Annotated in this window: 18 protein-coding genes; 6 read left to right on the top strand and 12 right to left on the bottom strand. The window is 70.5% G+C overall.

The window, feature by feature from the left end; translation table 11 throughout:
- The first annotated feature begins 267 nt into the window (after positions 1-267).
- Entirely contained in the window at positions 268-834 is a 567-nt protein-coding gene (locus ACQPWU_RS42550) for a nuclear transport factor 2 family protein (protein ID WP_433431340.1), read from the top strand.
- An 81-nt stretch (positions 835-915) separates the two neighbouring features.
- Here ACQPWU_RS42550 and ACQPWU_RS42545 read toward each other — a convergent pair whose 3' ends face one another.
- The 3 genes from ACQPWU_RS42545 to ACQPWU_RS42535 all read right to left on the bottom strand — a co-directional run bounded on the left by ACQPWU_RS42545 (position 916) and on the right by ACQPWU_RS42535 (position 3,406).
- The gene (locus ACQPWU_RS42545) at positions 916-1,161 is read right to left on the bottom strand and encodes a hypothetical protein (protein WP_433431339.1); all 246 of its coding nucleotides are present in this window, start codon (positions 1,159-1,161) and stop codon (positions 916-918) included.
- 438 nt (positions 1,162-1,599) lie between these two features.
- Positions 1,600-2,259 (bottom strand): FadR/GntR family transcriptional regulator, encoded by a 660-nt coding sequence (locus ACQPWU_RS42540; protein WP_433431338.1) that lies wholly within the window; start codon positions 2,257-2,259, stop codon positions 1,600-1,602.
- Positions 2,260-2,350: 91 nt separating this feature from the next.
- The gene (locus ACQPWU_RS42535) at positions 2,351-3,406 is read right to left on the bottom strand and encodes an ADP-ribosylglycohydrolase family protein (RefSeq protein WP_433431337.1); all 1,056 of its coding nucleotides are present in this window, start codon (positions 3,404-3,406) and stop codon (positions 2,351-2,353) included.
- A gap of 74 nt (positions 3,407-3,480) precedes the next feature.
- On the opposite strand from ACQPWU_RS42535, the gene ACQPWU_RS42530 reads away from it, so the two are divergent.
- Entirely contained in the window at positions 3,481-5,403 is a 1,923-nt protein-coding gene (locus ACQPWU_RS42530; RefSeq protein WP_433431336.1) for a Xaa-Pro dipeptidyl-peptidase, read from the top strand.
- A gap of 42 nt (positions 5,404-5,445) precedes the next feature.
- On the opposite strand, the gene ACQPWU_RS42525 is transcribed toward ACQPWU_RS42530, so the two are convergent.
- The 6 genes from ACQPWU_RS42525 to ACQPWU_RS42500 all read right to left on the bottom strand — a co-directional run bounded on the left by ACQPWU_RS42525 (position 5,446) and on the right by ACQPWU_RS42500 (position 11,044).
- Positions 5,446-7,173 (bottom strand): RNA polymerase sigma factor, encoded by a 1,728-nt coding sequence (locus tag ACQPWU_RS42525; RefSeq protein ID WP_433431335.1) that lies wholly within the window; start codon positions 7,171-7,173, stop codon positions 5,446-5,448.
- A gap of 44 nt (positions 7,174-7,217) precedes the next feature.
- A complete protein-coding gene (locus ACQPWU_RS42520; protein WP_360713003.1) occupies positions 7,218-8,408 on the bottom strand; it encodes an FAD-dependent oxidoreductase in 1,191 nt (396 codons plus the stop codon).
- Positions 8,405-9,127, bottom strand: coding sequence for a maleate cis-trans isomerase family protein (locus tag ACQPWU_RS42515; RefSeq protein ID WP_433431334.1), 723 nt, complete (start codon positions 9,125-9,127; stop codon positions 8,405-8,407). The genes ACQPWU_RS42520 and ACQPWU_RS42515 overlap by 4 nt, the downstream gene beginning before the upstream one ends.
- Before the next feature lie 63 nt (positions 9,128-9,190).
- A complete protein-coding gene (locus ACQPWU_RS42510; RefSeq protein WP_433431333.1) occupies positions 9,191-9,400 on the bottom strand; it encodes a hypothetical protein in 210 nt (69 codons plus the stop codon).
- On the bottom strand, positions 9,387-10,070 hold the full coding sequence (locus ACQPWU_RS42505; RefSeq protein WP_433431332.1) for a hypothetical protein: 684 nt from the start codon (positions 10,068-10,070) through the stop codon (positions 9,387-9,389). The genes ACQPWU_RS42510 and ACQPWU_RS42505 overlap by 14 nt, the downstream gene beginning before the upstream one ends.
- Before the next feature lie 227 nt (positions 10,071-10,297).
- A complete protein-coding gene (locus tag ACQPWU_RS42500; protein WP_433431331.1) occupies positions 10,298-11,044 on the bottom strand; it encodes a hypothetical protein in 747 nt (248 codons plus the stop codon).
- Positions 11,045-11,247: 203 nt separating this feature from the next.
- Here ACQPWU_RS42500 and ACQPWU_RS42495 point away from each other — a divergent pair, with 203 nt between their 5' ends.
- Both ACQPWU_RS42495 and ACQPWU_RS42490 read left to right on the top strand, forming a co-directional pair.
- The gene (locus tag ACQPWU_RS42495) at positions 11,248-12,507 is read left to right on the top strand and encodes a Scr1 family TA system antitoxin-like transcriptional regulator (RefSeq protein WP_433431330.1); all 1,260 of its coding nucleotides are present in this window, start codon (positions 11,248-11,250) and stop codon (positions 12,505-12,507) included.
- A gap of 224 nt (positions 12,508-12,731) precedes the next feature.
- Positions 12,732-13,526: an SAM-dependent methyltransferase gene (locus tag ACQPWU_RS42490; RefSeq protein ID WP_433431329.1), complete on the top strand. Its 795-nt coding sequence runs from the start codon at positions 12,732-12,734 to the stop codon at positions 13,524-13,526.
- Between the two features lie 161 nt (positions 13,527-13,687).
- Here the strand turns inward: ACQPWU_RS42490 and ACQPWU_RS42485 are convergent, their stop codons facing one another.
- Positions 13,688-14,506, bottom strand: coding sequence for a DUF4253 domain-containing protein (locus ACQPWU_RS42485; RefSeq protein ID WP_433431328.1), 819 nt, complete (start codon positions 14,504-14,506; stop codon positions 13,688-13,690).
- Between the two features lie 108 nt (positions 14,507-14,614).
- Between ACQPWU_RS42485 and ACQPWU_RS42480 the strand changes: the two genes are divergently transcribed.
- A complete protein-coding gene (locus ACQPWU_RS42480; protein ID WP_433431327.1) occupies positions 14,615-15,193 on the top strand; it encodes an HAD family hydrolase in 579 nt (192 codons plus the stop codon).
- On the opposite strand, the gene ACQPWU_RS42475 is transcribed toward ACQPWU_RS42480, so the two are convergent.
- Both ACQPWU_RS42475 and ACQPWU_RS42470 read right to left on the bottom strand, forming a co-directional pair.
- Positions 15,190-15,840, bottom strand: coding sequence for a TenA family protein (locus tag ACQPWU_RS42475; RefSeq protein ID WP_433431326.1), 651 nt, complete (start codon positions 15,838-15,840; stop codon positions 15,190-15,192). The genes ACQPWU_RS42480 and ACQPWU_RS42475 overlap by 4 nt on opposite strands.
- A 190-nt stretch (positions 15,841-16,030) precedes the next feature.
- Positions 16,031-17,170, bottom strand: coding sequence for a TIGR03118 family protein (locus ACQPWU_RS42470; protein WP_433431325.1), 1,140 nt, complete (start codon positions 17,168-17,170; stop codon positions 16,031-16,033).
- A 120-nt stretch (positions 17,171-17,290) separates the two neighbouring features.
- Here ACQPWU_RS42470 and ppgK point away from each other — a divergent pair, with 120 nt between their 5' ends.
- Positions 17,291-18,007 (top strand): polyphosphate--glucose phosphotransferase, encoded by a 717-nt coding sequence (gene ppgK, locus ACQPWU_RS42465; RefSeq protein WP_433431324.1) that lies wholly within the window; start codon positions 17,291-17,293, stop codon positions 18,005-18,007.
- Positions 18,008-18,011: the final 4 nt, after the last annotated feature.

Raw genomic sequence — 18,011 nt, 5'->3', positions numbered from 1 at the left:
AACGTCGCCCTGACTCGACGTCGGCGCAACGTTCGGCGTCCTCGCGCTGGGGGAGAGGTTCGGGGTTCGCCTGGATTCGCGGCACTGGACGGACGCTATCGGCGGTGTCCAGTGAGCTGGTCGCGCGGCGGCAACGATCAAAGCTCTGACCGGTCTCACCAATTCCAGTTAACCGTTACCGTGAGTAATACCCCAACCAGGTAAAGGCGTCGTGCGGAGTGGCCAAACCCCGCATTCGCCCATGACGGGCGCGGGCATCAAGCGGCCATGACCAAGATTTCTCAGCGCAGGGCGCTGCTACTGGCGGCTGTCGTCCCTGCTCTCCTGGTCGCGGGCTGTGCCGCGGGCGGTAACGGTACGCAGGCGATGAAGGGGGCGGCGAGCCCGGCGACGCCGACGGAGGAGATGTCGCCCGACGAGACAGAGAACGAGTCCCCGGCGGAGACGGGGAGCGAGGGCGCCACGCCGAGCGAGACGCGCACCGGCGCCGGGCTGCCGCGCTCGGCCATCGAGAACTTCTTCTCCGCGCTCAAGTCCGGGAACCTGGACCAGGTCGTCAGCGCCTTCGCCAGCACAGCGGTGGTCGAGCTGGACGGTCAGGCCACGGCGGACAGCACCCAGGCGATCCGCGGCCTCTTCCAGAAGCAGCTCCAGGGCGGGACCGAACAGCAGGCCACGCACACCGTCGAGGACGTGCGCACGATCAGCGACAAGGACGCCGTCGTCCGTTCGACGAGCAAGGCGGGGAGCCAGACCCGCCGCGAGCTGTTCCTGCTCATGCAGGACAGCGGGGAGTGGAAGATCTCGGAGTTGATGAACAACCAGCCGTCCTGACTCGCGGCGGGGCATTGCCGAACGGCAGGGTTGCTTCATGACCTCGCAAATCGACATTTACCACGATATTTATCGAACGGGCTAAGTCTGCGGGGTGTCGCCGGGGATGCGAGGAGTGATGCGGCGCTGGTCGACGAGCGCCAGATACACGGCGAAGGCGCCGCGCGCCCACATTTCCGCCTGTCGCGTGGTCAACCTGATCTCCTCGCCCTCGTGCGACACGATCATGTATCCACCCCAAGGGATCCGACGCCACGCGACCAATACGTTCTCGTAAACGAGCACGTCCAGCATCGCAGTCAGATATTCGCGTCCGGCGGCGGACACGGCGCAAGCCTCCTCGCTCCTCGCCGAATTCTCGCCTCACCTCCATTGTGCGCGTCTGACCGGGAAATGTCGCAGGACCTTGGCGGTCCCATGAAGAGAATTCTTCCTGCGGGCCGTTCCCGCGGTGATTACGCCGTCACCGCAGGGGCAGAGGGCCGTTGCCCCGTGCCATGAGGCCGCTGAGTGGGGCTTGGGTATATCGCCGGGGTGTGCCTGCGACGTCGCTTTGGAGCGGCACCACGTCGCGGCCCACCCCGGTCTTCGATCGGTGGCCTCCGCATTCGACGGATCAGCGGCACCCGCACCGCCGCGTCCCGAGGACCGCGACCGTGGACGGTGGGATGGGCGCTCCCGCCGTCGGAGGAGGCCAGGACACGCGGGGGTGGCGTCGGAGGGCGGGGCGAGTGCTCCGAGGGGCGGCTCAGGCCACGGGGGCGTTCAGAGGCCGCGTTCCTGGCGGTCCAGGATGGAGACGGAGACGGAGACCGCTCTGGTCGCGTCGCCGTCCTCGATCGCGCGCAGCAGGTCGTCGTGGGAGCTGTCCAGGTAGAGCGCCGCCTGCTCCTGGGGCCTGACGCTGTCGCGCAGGGCGTCGCTCATGCTGCGGTAGAGGTCGGCGAGGAGCGCGTTGTGCGCCGCGTCCGCCACCAGCACGTGGAACTCCACGTCCGCGTCCGCGAACCCGTCGAGGTCGCCCGCCTGTCCGGCCGCCTCCCTGCGGCCGAGCGTCTCGCGCAGCGCGGTCAGGTCCTCCTCCGTGCGCCTGCCCGCGGCGAGCCTGGCCGCGACCAGGTCGAGGCCGCGGCGCACGTCGATGATGTCCATGGCGGCCGCCGTGTCGAGCCGCCGGCGCAGGGCGACCTTGGACTCGTCGGTGGCGGTCACGTACGTGCCGTCGCCCTGGCGAGTGTGCAGCAGCCCGGCGTGGGCCAGGACGCGGACCGCCTCGCGTACGGACAGCCTGCTCATGCCGAGGCTCTGCGCGAGCTGGCTCTCGGAAGGGATCTTGGTGCCGACCGGCCACACCCCGCGCGCGATCTCCCTGCGGAGCTCGTCGATGGCGGCGTCCACGAGCGAGGTCCGAGCGACGTTTCGCATGCACCTTCTCCTCATCGGGTGGAGAGAACCCCAGCCTAGACGCCGACCGGCGACCCGGTGCGGAAGCCGGCGCGTAACGATGTGATCTTCGTTACCGGGCCAGCTCCGTGGCGAGGCGTTCGATCGTGTCGCGGCCCTCCAGCGGCCGTAGCCAGGCGGCGGGCAGGGCGGCGGCGCCGTGGAGGGCGCCGAGCAGGTTGCCGCACACCGAGCCGGTGGAGTCGCTGTCTCCCGAATGGTTGACGGACAGCAGGAGCGCGCCTTCCACGGAGGGCTCGGCCAGGGCGCAGTACACGCCGATGGCCAGCGCCTCCTCGGCCACCCACGCGCCGCCCAGCGACTCGAGGAGCTCCGGCGAGTGCTCGCCGCCGGCGGCCAGCTCCACGGCCGCGCGCAACGCCGCTGTGGTCTCGTCGTGCGCCGGGTAAGCGGCCAGCAGCTCCAGGGTGCTGTGGACGGCCGGCTCCAGCGGCTCGCCCGCCATGAGGCGCGCGACGATCGCCGCGAACGCCCCCGCCGCCAGGTAGCCGGTCGGGTGCCCGTGCGTGATCTGCGCGCAGGCCGCCGCCACCTCGAACGCCTCCCGGGGGTGTGGCGTGATCAGGCCGAAGGGGGCCGAGCGCATGACGGTGCCGCAGCCCTTCGAGTTCGGGTTCACCGGGCCCGGCTCGCCCAGCGGGGACGGACCGGGGAACGGCTTGTGGAGGCCTGACAGGCAGGCGTTGCCCGGGGCCCTCCGCGAGTACAGCCAGTCCTCCTCACGCAGCCGCCCCGTGCGGTGAGGGCGGTCCGCCGGCGGGGGAGTGCGGTGGTCCTGGGTGTCGAGCCAGCGCAGGTACGCCTGCCGCACCGCCTCCACCACCAGCGCCTCCCCGCGTCCGGAGCCGCCCCGTTCCAGCGCGTCGCCATCCCTGGAGGTGAGCGGGCCGCCGGCGCGGAGGAGGCCCTCCACCGTGAAGAGGGTCATCTGCGTGTCGTCGGTGATGAGGCCGGACTCACCGCGCCACGTCGTCACATATCCGGTGATGCCTTCCGTCCCGTGATCCCTGCGGATCTCCCGCAGCGACTGGAACTCGATCGGCGCTCCCAGCGCGTCGCCGATCGCGCCGCCGAGGAGGCAGCCCCGGACTCGATCCACTACATCCATACCGGAAATCTTGTCAGTTCTCCGGCCATCTGAGAGATTGCGGTGTATTTGGCCAACTGTCCCGGAGGTCACGCGTGCCACAATTACGACCGGCCTTCCTCGCCGTCGCCCTCACCTTGGCGATCGCGACTCCTGCCCAGGCGGCAGCCGCACCCACGATCACCGTCGAGAACGGCCGTACGCAGCCGGTCTTCTCCTATGCGGACGCCGTCCGCGAGCACGTGTACGTCGAGTCGACCGTCGACAGCGACCTGGACGGCAAGCTCGACAAGGTACGGGTGGACATCATCAGGCCCAAGGAGTCCGGCCCGGGACTCAAGGTGCCGGTGATCATCGATGAGAGCCCGTACTACGACAACTCGGGCCGCGGAAACGAGTCAGAGCGCAAAATTTATGACGCCGCCGGAAATGTCGCGAAATTCCCGCTCTTCTACGACAACTACTTCGTCCCCCGCGGCTACGCCGTCCTCAACGTCGACATGCTCGGCACCACCAGATCAGAGGGCTGCCCGGACATCGGCGGCAAGGCGGACGTGCTGGGCGGCAAGGCCGTCATCGACTGGCTGAACGGCCGCGCCAAGGCGGTCAAGGACGACGGCACCCCGGCCGTGGCCGACTGGACGACGGGCAAGGCCGCCATGATCGGCAAGTCGTACGACGGCACCCTGGCCAACGCCGTCGCCGCCACCGGGGTCGAGGGCCTGAAGACCATCGTCCCCATCTCGGCGATCAGCTCCTGGTACAAGTACCAGCGCTCCAACGGCGTCATCTACAACCACGACTACGCCTCCTGGCTGGCCGACTACGTCGACACCGACCCCGAGGCCAAGTGCCGGCCCGTACGCGACAATATGGACGCCGAGGACGGCGATGACACGGGTGACTACAACCCGTTCTGGGCCGAGCGCGACTACGTCAAGGGCCTGCTCGGCGACGCCTCCAAGGTCAAGGCCAGCGTCTTCGTCGTGCACACGGTCAACGACCTCAACGTCAAGCCCGACAACTTCTCGACCTGGTGGAAGGCCCTGTCCGACAGGAACGTGCCGCGCAAGATCTGGGTCGGCCAGACCCAGCACGTGGACCCGTTCGACTTCGAGGGCCGCAGGGCGCTCTGGGTGGACACCCTGCACCGGTGGTTCGACTACTGGCTGCACGGCGTACGCAACGGGATCATGAACGATCCCCGTGCGGATGTCCAGATGGGCCCGGCGCGGTGGATCACGCAGCGCGACTGGCCGGCGCCGTATGCGCTCAAGGCGTCGCTGCGCCCGGCCGCCGACGGCTCGCTCGGCCTGAAGCCGGCCGGCAGGAACAGCACCGCGTCCTTCACCGACGTCGCCATGAGCGAGGGCGACATGGTGGCCGACGTCGGCACGGCGAACCCGGGGCGGGTGGCGTTCACCACGGGCGAGCTCCCGCTCGACCTGCGCCTGTCCGGCACGCCCACCGCCGACCTGCGGGTCAAGCTGGACAAGCCCACCTCCAACCTGACCGCCCTGCTCGTCGACTTCGGCGAGGACACCCGCGTCGACTGGCGACGCGGCCAGGGCATCACCACGCTGACCGAAGAGGACTGCTACGGCGAGAGCACCGCGAGCGACGACGCCTGCTACAAGAAGGTCGTCACGAACGTGGCCACCCGCCCGCTCGAGATCGTCGCCCGCGGCTGGATCGACGTCCAGAACCGCGACTCGCTCAGCCAGGCCACCCCGCTGCCGCCGAACACGTACGGCACGGTCAAGTGGCTGACGCTGCCGCAGGACTACACCTTCAAGAAGGGCCACAGGATCGGCCTCGTGGTGGCGGGCACGGACTCGGACTACAGCGACGAGACCGGCACCGGCGCGAACGTGACCCTCGACCTGGCGAGATCCAGCGTCGTCGTCCCGTTCGTCCTGGGCACGCCGCTGGCCGACGTGCCGAAGGACGCGGCCACGTTCCGCGGTCCCGATCGGGTCGAGCTGCCGCAGCCCGAGCCCGAGTTCTCGTTCTTCTAGCGGCCCGATCGTGAGGGGCCCCCGGGCGCACGCCCGGGCCCCTCACCGGCAGTAGACGACGCCGCGGTCCCTGTCGAGCATCCGCACGCCGCCGCTCCCGGCGACCGTCCAGGACACGCTCATGGTCAGGGTGCCGTGCCCGGCGGTGGTGCCGCCGGTGGTCTTGCCGTCGCCCGTGGCCTTGCCGGCCCACCGTACGGTGATCTTGCCTCGCTTCACGCTCGGCCGCGCCGAGCAGGCGCGCTGGGAGAGCGGCGCGCGCACCTTGAAGGCGGTCCCGGAGACGGCGATGCCCCCGGTGCCGGTGGCCGAGGTGATCTCGCAGCTTCCCGTGCACGACAGTGAGAACGTTCCGGTACGCCCGGCGCCCAGCGACACCGACGACGGCGTCAGCCTGGCCACCGGAGGCGCCGGCCTGGGCAGCTCGGCCTTCCTGGCCATGCTCGACAGGCCGGAGCCCGCGGCCGGGGCCACCTCGGGCACATAGCGCGCGGGCGGCTCCTCCAGCACGCCCGTCTGCGCGGCGGTCTTGGTGAGCGTCGCGGGATGCCGCTGGGCGTTCACGACGGCCCAGACCAGCCCTGCCACCAGCAGGCCCACGCCCACGATCAGCCCGAGCCTGGCCACGGCCCTGATCGGCGGCCCGGCCTCCGGATCGTCGTCGTCCGGCCGCTCCCGCCAGAACTCCTGCACCTGCCCGTCCCGCAGTTCGACCAGGTCACCGCCCATGGTGATCCCGCCGTACCGGATGATGGCTCCCTGGCTGTGGACGCCGTTGCTCGAGCCCTTGACGGCGGCGGTGTAGACGAGCTTGTCGCCGTTCGCTCCGCCGCGGAAGGCCCGCGTACGGCTCGGCGGGGTGAACGGATGCCGCCCGCGCACGGCGGGGGCCGCGGGAGGCTCCTGGTCGGCGGCAGCCGCGCCCGCCGCCGACCAGGGCTTTCCCGAGGTCGCCGTCGTGGGGTCGGCGACCGGGACTTGCGGCGTGGCGTCGGCGACCGGGGGAGCCGGGGAAGGGCCGGTCTCCACCAGTGTGCGGGCCTGCACAGGGAAGCCGTCCGCCCGCCAAAGAGGCCCCTCGCCGGGCAACGGCTGCGCCAACGCCAGCCGGTTGGGAAGCGTGCCGGGCAACGTGGTGATCGGCAGGCGGCGCAGCAGCGCCGCCGCCGACATGGTCCTGGGCGCGGCCCGGCAGGTCGCACAGGACTGGATGTGACGGCCGATTCTGGCCCTGGCCCGCCGGCCGGGGGCCGCGACCCACTCCGACACCCGCGCCGTCAGGTCGGGGCATCCGTCGTGGCCCCGCGCGGCGATGATCGCGGCGAACCACTCCTCCAGGGAGGCGGCCGCCTGGGTGACGATGGCCCGCACCTCGTCCTGGCGCAGCTCGAAGATCACGGCGATCTCCGTGTCGGCCAGGCCGTGCCGCAGGGACAGGTCGAGCAGCTCACGCTGCGGGCGGTTCAGGGAGAGCAGCGCCTCGGGCAGCAGCTCCGACATCCGGCCGGGCCGCGACCACGAGCCGATGCTGGCGGGCTTGGCCACGACCGCCCGGTGCGCGCGGGCCACCGCGTACAGCCAGGGCCGCCGCAGGGCCGGATCCACCACGCGGTCCGCGTACAGGTGCGCCGTCAGTGCCGCGCCGGCCACCGCCTGCTCGGCGTCGCCCGCGGCGAGCTCTGTTCGGCAGTAGTCGTAGAGGCGGGCTCCGTGCTTGTCGCACAGGTCGCGAATGGCCTGGCGAGCGTCGTCAGACAGGGTTCGCCACATCCGGCGTCACACCTCCTCCAGTCAGTACGCGGAAACGGGGGTCGTCACCTCTTCCCAGGCACGGTGTCCAGGAGCTTGCCTGGCACGGTGTCCAGGAGCGAGGCCTGCGCCAGGTAGGCGCGCGTCGCGTCCGGGTCGCCGGCGATGGCCCGCAGCCCGGCCATGGCCGCCGCCAGCCTGGCGCTGTCGTGCTCCCGCACGCCCACGAGCCGGGTCTCACCACGCGGGATCACCCGTTGCAGCAGCACCGAGCGCCGCCGCCAGGCCCATGCCTCCAGCGCGGCCGGCGGGGCGAAGCCGCCGATCGCGGCCGCGATCACCTGGCCCACCTCGGCGGCGTCGTGGATGCCCGCGTTCATGTTGAGCCCGCCGACCGTGGACGTCAGGTGCGCGGCGTCGCCCACGAACAGCACCCGGCCGCACCGGTACGACGTCAGCACGCCTCTGGACAGCCCGAACCGGTCGGCGCCCGTCACGTGGATGGGCCCGCTCGCCCCCGGCAGGGCCCGGCGGACCAGCAGGGACAGGTTGGAAGGCGACAGCGGCTCGTGCGCGTCGCAGGGGATCTTGAAGATGATCCGCCAGTGGTCGGGCAGACCGAGCAGGGTGCACGACTGCTGCACGTCCCGCACGTACGTCAGCGGCGCCAGGCTCGGCAGCAGGCGGTCCAGCGGGGAGTCGGTGAACACCCGCAGCGCCTGCGTCGGATAGGCGGACCTGGGGAACGGCAGCCCCAGCGAGCCGCGCACCGTGCTGTGCGCGCCGTCGGCGGCGATCATGTACCGGGCCCGCGTCCAGGTGTGGCCGACGCGGACCCGGATCCCTGTGCCGCCTTCCGCCACTCCGTCCACGCGGGTGCCGAATCGCACATCCACGTCCGGGTAGGCACTCAGGGCGGCGAGCAGCAGCGGGGTCAGCGAGGCCTGGTCGGCGTGGATCCTGAACGGATGCCTGGTCAGGCCGTTGAGCCGGTTCATGCCCATCTCGGCCAGCACGATCCCGGACCGGTCGCGCCACTGCACGCGGTCCACGACGCGGCCCTTGGCGACGAGCTGGGAGGCCACGCCGAGGTCGTCGAGCAGGTCGAGCGTGGCCGGATGGAACGTGCAGGCCCTGGTCTGCTTGCTGAGCTCGTTCTCGCGCTCCAGCACGGTGACCGGGATCCCGGCCCTGGCCAGCGACAGCGCGGCGGTCAGCCCCGCGGGCCCCGCTCCCACCACGATGACGCCGTTCATGCGGCGCCTCCCATGTAGCGGCGGTGCGGCACGCGCGCGAGCGTCACGTGTTGCCCGATGGCCCTGGACAGAGCCCACCAGGCCGTGCAGAGGTTGGAGGTCAGCAGGATCCGGTCGTTGCCGGCGCTGAGCCGCCCGAGCACGGGCAGCGTGGCCATGCCGGTGCCGGTGAACAGCAGCACCGCGTCCCCGGGCAGCTCCGCCAGCTCGATCTGGCTGATCAGCTCGGCCGGGGTGACCGCGTACGAGGAGTAGCCGTTCTTCGCGCGTACCTGGACGACCTGGGTGACGTTCAGCCCGGCCGACTTCCAGAACCGCTCGGCCAGCTCCGTCAGCCACGGCTGGTACGGCGAGACCAGCACGATGTCGCTCACGTCGGCGTGGTCCATCGCCTCGCGCGCGGCCTGCGTGGCCGAGGCGAACGGCACCCCGGTCGCGGCCGTCAGCTCGGCGCACTGGTCACGGTCCTCGTCGGGGCCGAGCAGGTAGCGGGGCTCGCTGCAGGCCATGACCATCGCGCTCAGCGGCAGGCCGTCGAACGCGTAGACCATGGTGGGCAGGGCCTCGTTGTAGCTCTCCAGCCGTTCGGCCAGGGATCCCGGCCGTACCGGGAAGCGCGTGACGTGCATGTCGGCGCGCGACCCGAGCAGTCGGGTCAGCTCAGGCTCCGCCGACGGGTTCGCGGGCGCCACGATCACGCCCACCCGCCCGCGGCTCACCGGATACTCCGGGCGAGGACGGTGCGCATATGGGATCTCCTCCTGTGCGGGAAGGGTGGGTGTTCAGGAAGCGCGGTGCCGCAGGGCCTGGTCGATCTCGGTGATGGCCTCCACGGACACCTGCCGGATGCGGCGCAGCCGGTGCACGGTGCGCGCCGATCCCGCCGGCGGGGCGTCGCCCTGGTCCTCGCCCCAGGGCGGCGGCGGCGCGTGCCTTGCCCCGCGGGCGTGGAACTCATGCGGTTGTGACCTGCGCAGCTCATCCGTGAGCATGATCGCTCCTGTTCATCGCGGGTTGACGTGGTTCGGCGAGGGGCCGGCGGAGTTTCGCCGGCCCCTCTTCCGCCGTGCGTTGAGATCCAGGTTCGGTCTCACTGCCCGACGCCCCGGCGACCCGCACCAGCGCCGTGGCGGCGAGCAAGACGGCGGCCAGGAGAACGGCCACCAGGACGGAGGCACGCCCGGACACGGGCACCTCCAAGAACGGCCGGTCGATCAGCACCATGGCGCCCACCACGCCGATCGCCCCACCCAGCATCGCTCCTCCGCCCGGAGCGAGGCCTCCGCCGTGGCCGGCCTCGACGGGCCCGACGCGGCGGGCGGCCGGCGCGGCCGCCGGAATCGCCGCGATCATGGCTGTCAGTGGCTCGGCCTTCTCCACATAAGGCGGCCCCATGGTCAGCACGGCGAACGAGGCCGAGCCTGACAGGCAGGACGCGCCCGCCGCCCATGGGAAACCGCGTCGCCGCCGTAGCCGCAGGTCGATCGCGCCCGTACGACGCCGCCACGAGGTCGCGAACGACCTCGCGAGCAGCACCGCGAGCGCGGCCGCACGGCCCGGCGGACGCTGAGAAAGCCAGCCCCAGGCGCTACCCCTCGTGTTGGCCAGCACGCCAGCCGCGACCGCGCTGGCCAACAGCACCGAGCCGACTAAGTCGGGCACGTGCCGCACGGTGCCGGGGGGACGGGGAAGCGCCGGGGCCAGCGGCAAACGCGCCGCCATCAGTCCCGCGGAGGGGGCGGGCCGGCCGCACTCGGCCGGCGGCCTCCCGCCGCCTGATGGCAGCGCCGGCATTCCCGCCCCACCGCACGCGCACCAGAGCGCGACGCCCCAGGGCCTGCGGCCGGTGGGCGGCGCGCTGAGAGGCAGCGCGAGCGAGGCGGGGAACATCATGGCGACACCGATGCCCTTCTGACCACGTTGGGCACGCTGACGCAGACCATGCGCTCGGTCAGTCCTGCCCCCGGGCTCGAAGAACCCGGTGTGGAAGAGCACGGTGCCGACGAACGTACGCGCGACCTGGCCGGCACCGCACCACCGGCCACCGTGCGCGCGACTTTCGAGGCGAGCGCGAGATGCTCGCCGCAGCGACGGCTCACCTTGGCCTCCAGCCCGGCCACCTGGGCCAGCCTGAGCCTCAGCGGCTCCAGCGACGACCGGCGTTCGAGGCCGTCGAGATCGGCCAGCCGGGCGGGCCAGCGCAGCTCGTCGCCGCAGCGAGCTTCCACCTCGGCAGGAAGGTCCTCGATCGGGAACCCCTCGTGGCGCAGCCGGGTGGCGATCATGACGGCCATGAACGCCGTCTTGTCGAAGTCGGTCAGCCGTCCCGCCAGGGCCGCGCTCAGCATCCTGGCCCGGTGGCTCAGGCAGACCGCACTCCACCCGAGCAACAGCAGCCGATCAGGTCCCGTTTCCGTGTGCCATCCGGCCAGCCGCAGCTCGCGGGCCATCCGGTGGTGGAAACGCCAACGGTGACGAGGGCTGTCCAGCCAGACCTCGAGGCCGCCCAGCGGCAGGCTCGCGACGTGCACACCGGCTCCCACCACCGGTCCCGCCACGCGCTCGCAGATCCGCTGGACCACCTGCTCCTGGCCGGTGGAGGCCGGACCTTCCAGGAACATCGAGTCCGTGGTCATGTCCGGTCACCTCCTCCCCGTCTGGCTGTTAAGCCTCAGTTACCACGCGCTCTGATAGTCCGCTTATAGACTGGGCTATGTCAACTGACAGTTTGCGCATAAGTTGATACCTACTCGCGGGGCAGAGCTGGCCCGTATGGCAGGGGACAGTGGGGCCCGCGTCCCTTACGCTGGAAAAGTTCACGGGCGGTAGGAGGTGTGCCGTGGCGAACTTCGCCGAGCGGCTCGATCTCGCGCTGACCAAGCGCGGCTTCACCGGCGCACAGGTCGCCTCCGCTCTGACGGAGGCGGGCATCCCCATCACGCGCGCCTACGTCAGCCAGCTGCGCACCGGCAAGCAGACCAACCCGACGCTCCAGGTGCTCAGGGCGCTGGCCTCGTGCCTCCAGGTGAGCGTCGGCTGGCTGGTCGGCGACGAATTCCTCGAGTCCGGCGCCGTCGAGGACCTCCAGTTGCGCGCGGCCGCCATCGGCCTGAACGCCTCAGGGCTGTCCGAGAGCTCCCTGACCGTCCTGCGCGGCGTTGTCGAGCTGGCCCGCAAGGCCGAGGGCCTGCCCGAGGAGCCCGAGACCACCTCCTCCGACATCCCCGACGCCGCCGCGCCGCTGAGCGGGCCACAGCGCCGGGCGCTCGGCAAGCGGCTGCACGGCCTGCGCCTGGCCGCCGGCCTCTCGGCCGAGCAGGTGGAGACCGCGATCGGCAAGGGGACCGCCGCGATCCCGGCGGTCGAGGAGGGCAGGCTCGCCCCCGCCCCCATCACCGTCGAGCGCCTGCTCACGCTCTACGGCGTCGTCGCGCCGCCCATCCGCGAATACGTGCTCTCGCTGGCCAGGGGCGAGCGCGAGGCCGCCTGGTACGACGCGCACTCCGTGCCGGTCTGGCTGGCCGCCGCGTACGCGCTCGAGCAGCGGGCCACGGTGATCCGCACGTACCACCCCCAGTTCGTGCCGCCGCTGCTGCAGACGGAGGAGTACGCCAGGGCCGCCATCACCGCGGCCGGGCCGGCGACGCTCGGGCAGCACACGGTGGACGAGGCACTCGCCCTCGTGCTGGCCCGCCAGGAGGCCGTGGCCCGCGACAGCGGCATCGTGGTGTGGGCGGTGATCGACGAGAGCGTGCTGGTGCGCTCGATCGTCGGGCCGCACGTACAGCTCCGTCAGGTCGAGCAGCTCCTCGACCATGCCAAGCGCCCCAACATCTCGCTGCACGTGGTGCCGATGGAGGACCCTGCCTACGTGCCGCGCACCGGTCCGTTCACGCTGTGGCGCTTCGCCGAGGCGTTCGAGCCGGACATCGCGTGCGCCCATGGCATCGAGTCCGACGAGCTGGTCACCGACACCGCCGCGGTGGAGGCGTACCACCAGGCGTTCACGAAGCTGTCGGTGACGACGACCACGCGCGAGGAGACCTTCGAGGTCTTGAATTTCCATCGCGAGCGACTTTCGCGTTCTCTCGGAAAATGATCTCTTTCCCTAATGAATGATCATTATTCTCGGTAGAGGGTTAGGCAGATATACCGAAAACTAATGGCTTTTCCGGTTGTCATCCGCTCCCGAACGAGGATCATATGTTCTGGGTCATCGAGTGTGGGGTCCGAAAGGATCAGCTTTTCCCGAGATAGTGGGCGAGGGGAAAGGGGCAACACTCAATGCGTCAGCGTGCCATCCGAAACCTGGCGAAGCTGGAGATGACCCAAGCTACGATCACCCGGGTTCTCGACGCCGCCACGGGTGGAAAGAACAATTTCGTGGCGGACAGAGACGCAATGCGCCGCTACGACCAGGCCGCTCCCATCGTGACGACGGCCGCGCGGGCCGTGCTGCAATATTTATGCCGCGTGGTACGTCACCTGGCGACAGAAGGCGTGGACCAGTTCGTGATCGTCGGGAGTGGCGTGCCAAGCGGCCTGCCGGCGGGAAGACAGTTGCACGACGTGGCCCGTGACGCTTTGGGCGCCGCGGTCCCCCGTGTGGTCTACGTGGAGAACGACCCGATGGTGCTGGCCGGAGCTCGGGCGACCATCGAGCCCGTCACCGATCTCGTACGCGTCGTAGAGGGCGACGTGCGCGAGATCGACGACATCCTCGATGACCGGGTCATGCAGACGTTCCTCGACTGGGACCGGCCCATGGCCGTGCTGCTGCTGTCGACCCACAGCCTGAACGACGACGAGTACTTCCACTACGTGATCAAGCGGATCCGGCAGGTGGTGCCGGAAAGGAGCTACCTGTCGCTGCTGCAGACCACGTTCGACGCGATTCCACCGGAGCTGCTGCCGGCCATTCACAATCTGCTGGCGATGACGCTGCCCGGTCACGCGATTCGCACCAGAGAGGAGGTGGCGGCGTTGCTCGAAGGTCTGGTGCTGGTAGACCCGGGACTGGTGTGGGTGCCGGAATGGCGGCCGAACGGCCTCGACACCGCCTGCGCCGATCAGCCGAGCTCCTCAGGAACTTACGGCGCCGTGGCCCTGATCCCGTGAACGACGGCCCTTCCCCCAGGGGACCGTAACCCGTGACGTCGGGAGAGCATTCATCCCGCCGTCACGGGTTACGGTCCTCTCGGGAGCGGGCCGCTCGTGCCCATGGAAGGCGCCGCCGCGACCGGCCGGCGGCCTGCGGACCGAGGCCGGGAAGCCGGAGCTCAGTCCCACCAGAACGACCACGCGTGCCCGCCGATGATCTGCTCGGCGTAGCCTTGCAGGTCGCCGGGCCCCTGGACGATGTTGTCCGGGCAGAACGCCCAGTGCTCCGCGGCCACCTGTAACGCGTGCTCCGGATCGACAGGCGGCGCGGCCACGCTCAGGTCCAGCGTGTTGAACCCGACGCTCACCACCCGCGCGCCGAACCGGTCCTCCCAGCTGCGCACCACGGCGGCCATGGGGATCATCCACTCGTTGTGGTGCAACGCGCCCTGCCAGCCCATCACGGCCAGCGCGTCGGCGCCCCTGGGGGCGGCGACCAGGCCGAGCGGCATCCCCTTGGCGGCCAGCTCTCCCGCGAGCCAGTCGGCGACCGCCCCGGGCTCGGCCTTGAGCACGCCGGGCGGGGCAGGTCCGGGGCAGATCGCCCCGTACGGCTCCAGCTCGGTCAGCGCGCTCTGCGGCATCTGGGCCACCCACTCCTCCCACACCTCGGCCATGAAGCCCTCGGCGGTGAAGTGGGCGATCTGGCGCGGGTCATCCGGCACGACCTGGCCGACGGCCCAGGGCTGCGCCGACTCGTCCAGCAGCACCGGCCACAGCCCGCTGTGCGGGTGCCACTCGCGCATCAGCGCCCAGTCCGCGCCGGTCGCCGGCTCCTCGCTCATCCAGAACGCCGGCAAGGCCGCCTCGCCCTGCCGGGTGTAGCCGGGATCGGGCCAGACCACGTCCCCCGGCGGCAGCCCAGCGGGCAGCCTGCGCCCCATGCCGCCGTCGGCGAACAGCCGGCCCAGCTCGAGTGGCAGCCGGTGATCGTTCATGCCCTACCGTTCCGATACCGAATCCTGTCTCGGAGATGGTAGTGCCGCCGGTAGCCCCGGCACCTTTGGCGACGCGCGAAAAGCGGATCGCTGTCACAATGAGGGGCTGTGATCCCCTTTGACGCGGTTCTGTCTGACCTCGATGGAGTCCTCCGCCACTTCGACCACGCCGCCCAGGCCGACATCGAGGCCCGCTACGGCCTCCCGCTCATGAAGACGGCCCTCGACCCCGAGCTGATCATGCCTCCCACGCTCGGCCAGGTCACCGAGGAGCAGTGGCTGGAGTCCATCGTGGTCGCGCTGGGCGGCGACGAGCGCGCCCGCCAGGCCGTCGCCGAGTTCGCGGGGATCCGGTACTGGGTGGACGAGGAGGTCAGGGCGCTGCTGGCCAGGGCGCAGCAGCACGTGCCCGTGGTCATCGTGACCAACGCCATGGATCGGCTGGAGGAGCAGCTCGACCTGCTGGGGCTCACGCACTTCGCCGACGACGTGGTCAGCAGCGCGAGGGTGGGCGTGGCCAAGCCCGATCGCCGGATCTACGAGATCGCGGCGGAGCGTGCCGGGGTCGAGCCCGAGCGCTGCCTGTTCGTGGACGACCGGCTGCCGAACGTGGAGGCGGCCAGGGCCATCGGCATGACGGGCGTGCACTACCGGACGTACCAGGACCTGGCGGCCGTCCTGGGCTAACCGGACTCGCCGGCCATGTCGAAGAAGGCCCGCTCCAGCTCGACCGCGCGGCGGAACACACCGAGCACCCGCGTCCGGCGCTCCTCCGCCAGCTCCGCGCCCAGGCGGTCGAGCTCGCCGCGCAGGAAGGCCACCCAGGCGCGGAACTCCTCGCCCTCGTGCAGCTCGATCCACTCGCGGTGCACGAACCTCTCAGGAAGCGGCTCCTCGGCCCGCGACGCCCATCCCAGGTAGCACCACTCGGCCACGCACAGCACGGCCACGATCAGCAGGTAGTCCTGCGAGGCCCGCACCTCGTCCATGAGCCGCCTGAACGCCGTCGTCACCGGCTCCAGCGGCACCTCGGTCCGCCCGCCCAGCTCGGCCAGCGCCCGGTGGAAATACGTCTTCTCCTCGGTGGTCGCGACCTGCCCGAGGAACTTCCCGTACGGCACCCGCGCCTCGAACGTGTCGGCGCTCGCCACGGCCGCGCCGAGCAAGGCGGTGAACGAGTCCACGAACTGGAAGTCCTGCTCCAGGTAGCGCCGCATGTCCTCGTCGGCCGCCGCGCCCTTCGTGATCGCCATGGCGAACGGGTGCGTCACCACCGCCGTCCACTCGGGCTCGCACTGCTGCCTGAGCCACTCGCTGAAGGTCCCCTCACTCACGCTCTGACCGTACCCCTCCCCTTCCGAAGGGACTCACCCGAAGTGCGGCGAGTGACACCAGCGGAGTGGGGATGTTTCCGGCGCGGCTCGCGCAAACCGCGCCGGAAACGGTCGTGTGACCGCCGCCCCCAGCCTGCCGGCGAGCTGCGCACCTCACCAGGGCTGGGGACGACGGCGAGCGAGCGCCCGGTCAGTACCCGCCGTAGGGGTTCTGGGAGGACGGCCGGGTAGTGGGCGCGCTCGTCTGGTGGCCCGACGGGTGGTTCGTCGGGGTGCTCGACGGCGTTCCGGTGGACGTCGGCTTGGTGCCCTGCGGGGCGATGATGCCGATCAGGCCGTGCTTGGTGCCGTCGATGCCGGCGGAGAACCACAGGGAGTTCTCTCCGCCGGTGGTGGCGGTTCCGGGCTCCAGGTCCCAGAGGCCGGGCAGCACGATCGGCTTGCCGTCGGCCGTGCGCAGCGAGCCCAGGTGACGCGAGTGCTTGTACGCGTGCACGGTGCCGTCGCCGAAGTTGCCGACCAGCAGCGCGCCGGCGTACTGTCCCCAGCCCTTCGGCGCGGCGGTGATCCCCCAGGGGGCGTTGAGCCCGACTCTGGAGATGCGGCCGGTGAGGCGTCCGCCGGCGTTGAAACGGCTCACGAAGCCCTTGCCGGCGCCGAAGGTGGGCTTGCCGGTGGACTGGTCACGCAGGGCGTAGGCCACCCAGATGCTGCCGTTGGCGATCGCCACGTTGTAGGCCTTGTACGTTGAGGGCACCCCCGGGTCCTTGAACTGCCAGTTCTTCAGGTGGATGCGCCGGAAGTCCTCGTCGAAGGCGTGGATGCGCCCGCTCGCGAAGTCGGCGGCCAGCAGGAAAGCGCCGTCGTCGGTCTCGACGAGCTCCAGCCCCTTGTAGTCGGCGCCGCGCGTGAAGGCCGCGATGATCGCGTTGGCCGGGTCGACCTCGGCGTTCCAGCCGCTGATGGCGCCGCTCGGGCTGGAGAAGATGAACGTGGCGGGCTTGCCCTTGACGGTGAAGCCCTCGCCTGGGTTGAACACCTGACCCGTCGGGGCTCCGCCCGGAACGGCCACCTCGGTCTGCTCCTTCTTGCCCGTACCGGAGTAGACGGTGGCACTGCCGGTGCCGGTGTTCGAGACCCACAGAGTCTTGCCCATGGCCAGGCCCCACGGGTTGACGACCTTGGGGTCGGTGACAGGGGCTTTGCCCTTGACGTCCGACACAAGGTTGATGACGTCGAAACGGTTCCTGGTGGTGGCGTGTGCGGGAGTGGTGAGAGTCGCTCCCAGAACGACCGCAACAGCGCAGAGTGTGATGATGCGTGGCCGCATCCGTTGCCTCCTAGTTAGCGCTTGTGACGCGAGATACGCGGAGGCGTGTGAGGGGGTTCACCCGGTTCCGGAAATATCAGGACGGGAGTTTTTCGCGTCCTGAAGGGGAGAGGGAGTGTCATGAACGTGTTGGGCATCGATATCGGCGGCTCGGGAATCAAGGGCGCGCCCGTCGACACCGAGGCTGGAGAACTGGTCAAGGAGCGTCTGCGCATTCCCACGCCCCAGCCGTCCAAGCCTCATGAGGTTGCCGAGGCGGTGGCGGCGATTGTCAAGCATTTCGGCTGGAACGGTCCGGTCGGGGTCACGTTCCCCGGTGTGGTCAAGGACGGCGTCGTGCTGACGGCCGCCAATGTGGATCACTCGTGGATCGGCGTCGACGCGGGTGAGCTTTTCGGCGGGGCGACGGTGCTGAACGACGCCGACGCGGCCGGCGTGGCCGAGATGACCTTCGGGCGCGGTAAGGGGAAGCGCGGCACCGTGCTCGTGCTGACATTCGGCACGGGGATCGGGAGCGCGCTGTTCACCGACGGGACGCTCGTACGCAACACGGAGCTCGGGCACCTGGAGCTCCGGGGCAAGGACGCCGAGCATCGGGCGTCGGCGCGAGTGCGGGAGGAGCACGAGCTGAGCTGGGACAAATGGGCCGAGCGGGTGGAGGAGTATCTGCGGCACGTGGAGATGCTGCTGTCGCCCTCGCTGATCGTCATCGGTGGGGGTGTGAGCAGGAAGGCCGACAAGTTCCTGCCGCACGTCCACATCGGCACGCCCGTCGTGCCCGCCGCGCTCCAGAACGAGGCGGGCATCATCGGGGCGGCTCTGGCGGCGGAGTCCTGAGCCG

The sequence above is a fragment of the Nonomuraea sp. CA-141351 genome (genome assembly GCF_050944675.1).
Classification (GTDB): Bacteria; Actinomycetota; Actinomycetes; order Streptosporangiales; family Streptosporangiaceae; genus Nonomuraea.
Note: the sequence above shows the minus strand (reverse complement) of the source record. Positions and strands in the feature narration are given on the sequence as shown.

Bases quoted from the DNA above. Each gene is read 5' to 3' on its own strand.
- ACQPWU_RS42550 (WP_433431340.1), top strand. From the start codon at position 268: ATGACCAAGATTTCTCAGCGCAGGGCGCTGCTACTGGCGGCTGTCGTC.
- ACQPWU_RS42540 (WP_433431338.1), bottom strand. From the start codon at position 2,259: ATGCGAAACGTCGCTCGGACCTCGCTCGTGGACGCCGCCATCGACGAG.
- ACQPWU_RS42535 (WP_433431337.1), bottom strand. From the start codon at position 3,406: ATGGATGTAGTGGATCGAGTCCGGGGCTGCCTCCTCGGCGGCGCGATC.
- ACQPWU_RS42525 (WP_433431335.1), bottom strand. From the start codon at position 7,173: ATGTGGCGAACCCTGTCTGACGACGCTCGCCAGGCCATTCGCGACCTG.
- ACQPWU_RS42520 (WP_360713003.1), bottom strand. From the start codon at position 8,408: ATGAACGGCGTCATCGTGGTGGGAGCGGGGCCCGCGGGGCTGACCGCC.
- ACQPWU_RS42510 (WP_433431333.1), bottom strand. From the start codon at position 9,400: ATGCTCACGGATGAGCTGCGCAGGTCACAACCGCATGAGTTCCACGCC.
- ACQPWU_RS42500 (WP_433431331.1), bottom strand. From the start codon at position 11,044: ATGACCACGGACTCGATGTTCCTGGAAGGTCCGGCCTCCACCGGCCAG.
- ACQPWU_RS42490 (WP_433431329.1), top strand. From the start codon at position 12,732: ATGACCCAAGCTACGATCACCCGGGTTCTCGACGCCGCCACGGGTGGA.
- ACQPWU_RS42485 (WP_433431328.1), bottom strand. From the start codon at position 14,506: ATGAACGATCACCGGCTGCCACTCGAGCTGGGCCGGCTGTTCGCCGAC.
- ACQPWU_RS42470 (WP_433431325.1), bottom strand. From the start codon at position 17,170: ATGCGGCCACGCATCATCACACTCTGCGCTGTTGCGGTCGTTCTGGGA.
- ppgK (WP_433431324.1), top strand. From the start codon at position 17,291: ATGAACGTGTTGGGCATCGATATCGGCGGCTCGGGAATCAAGGGCGCG.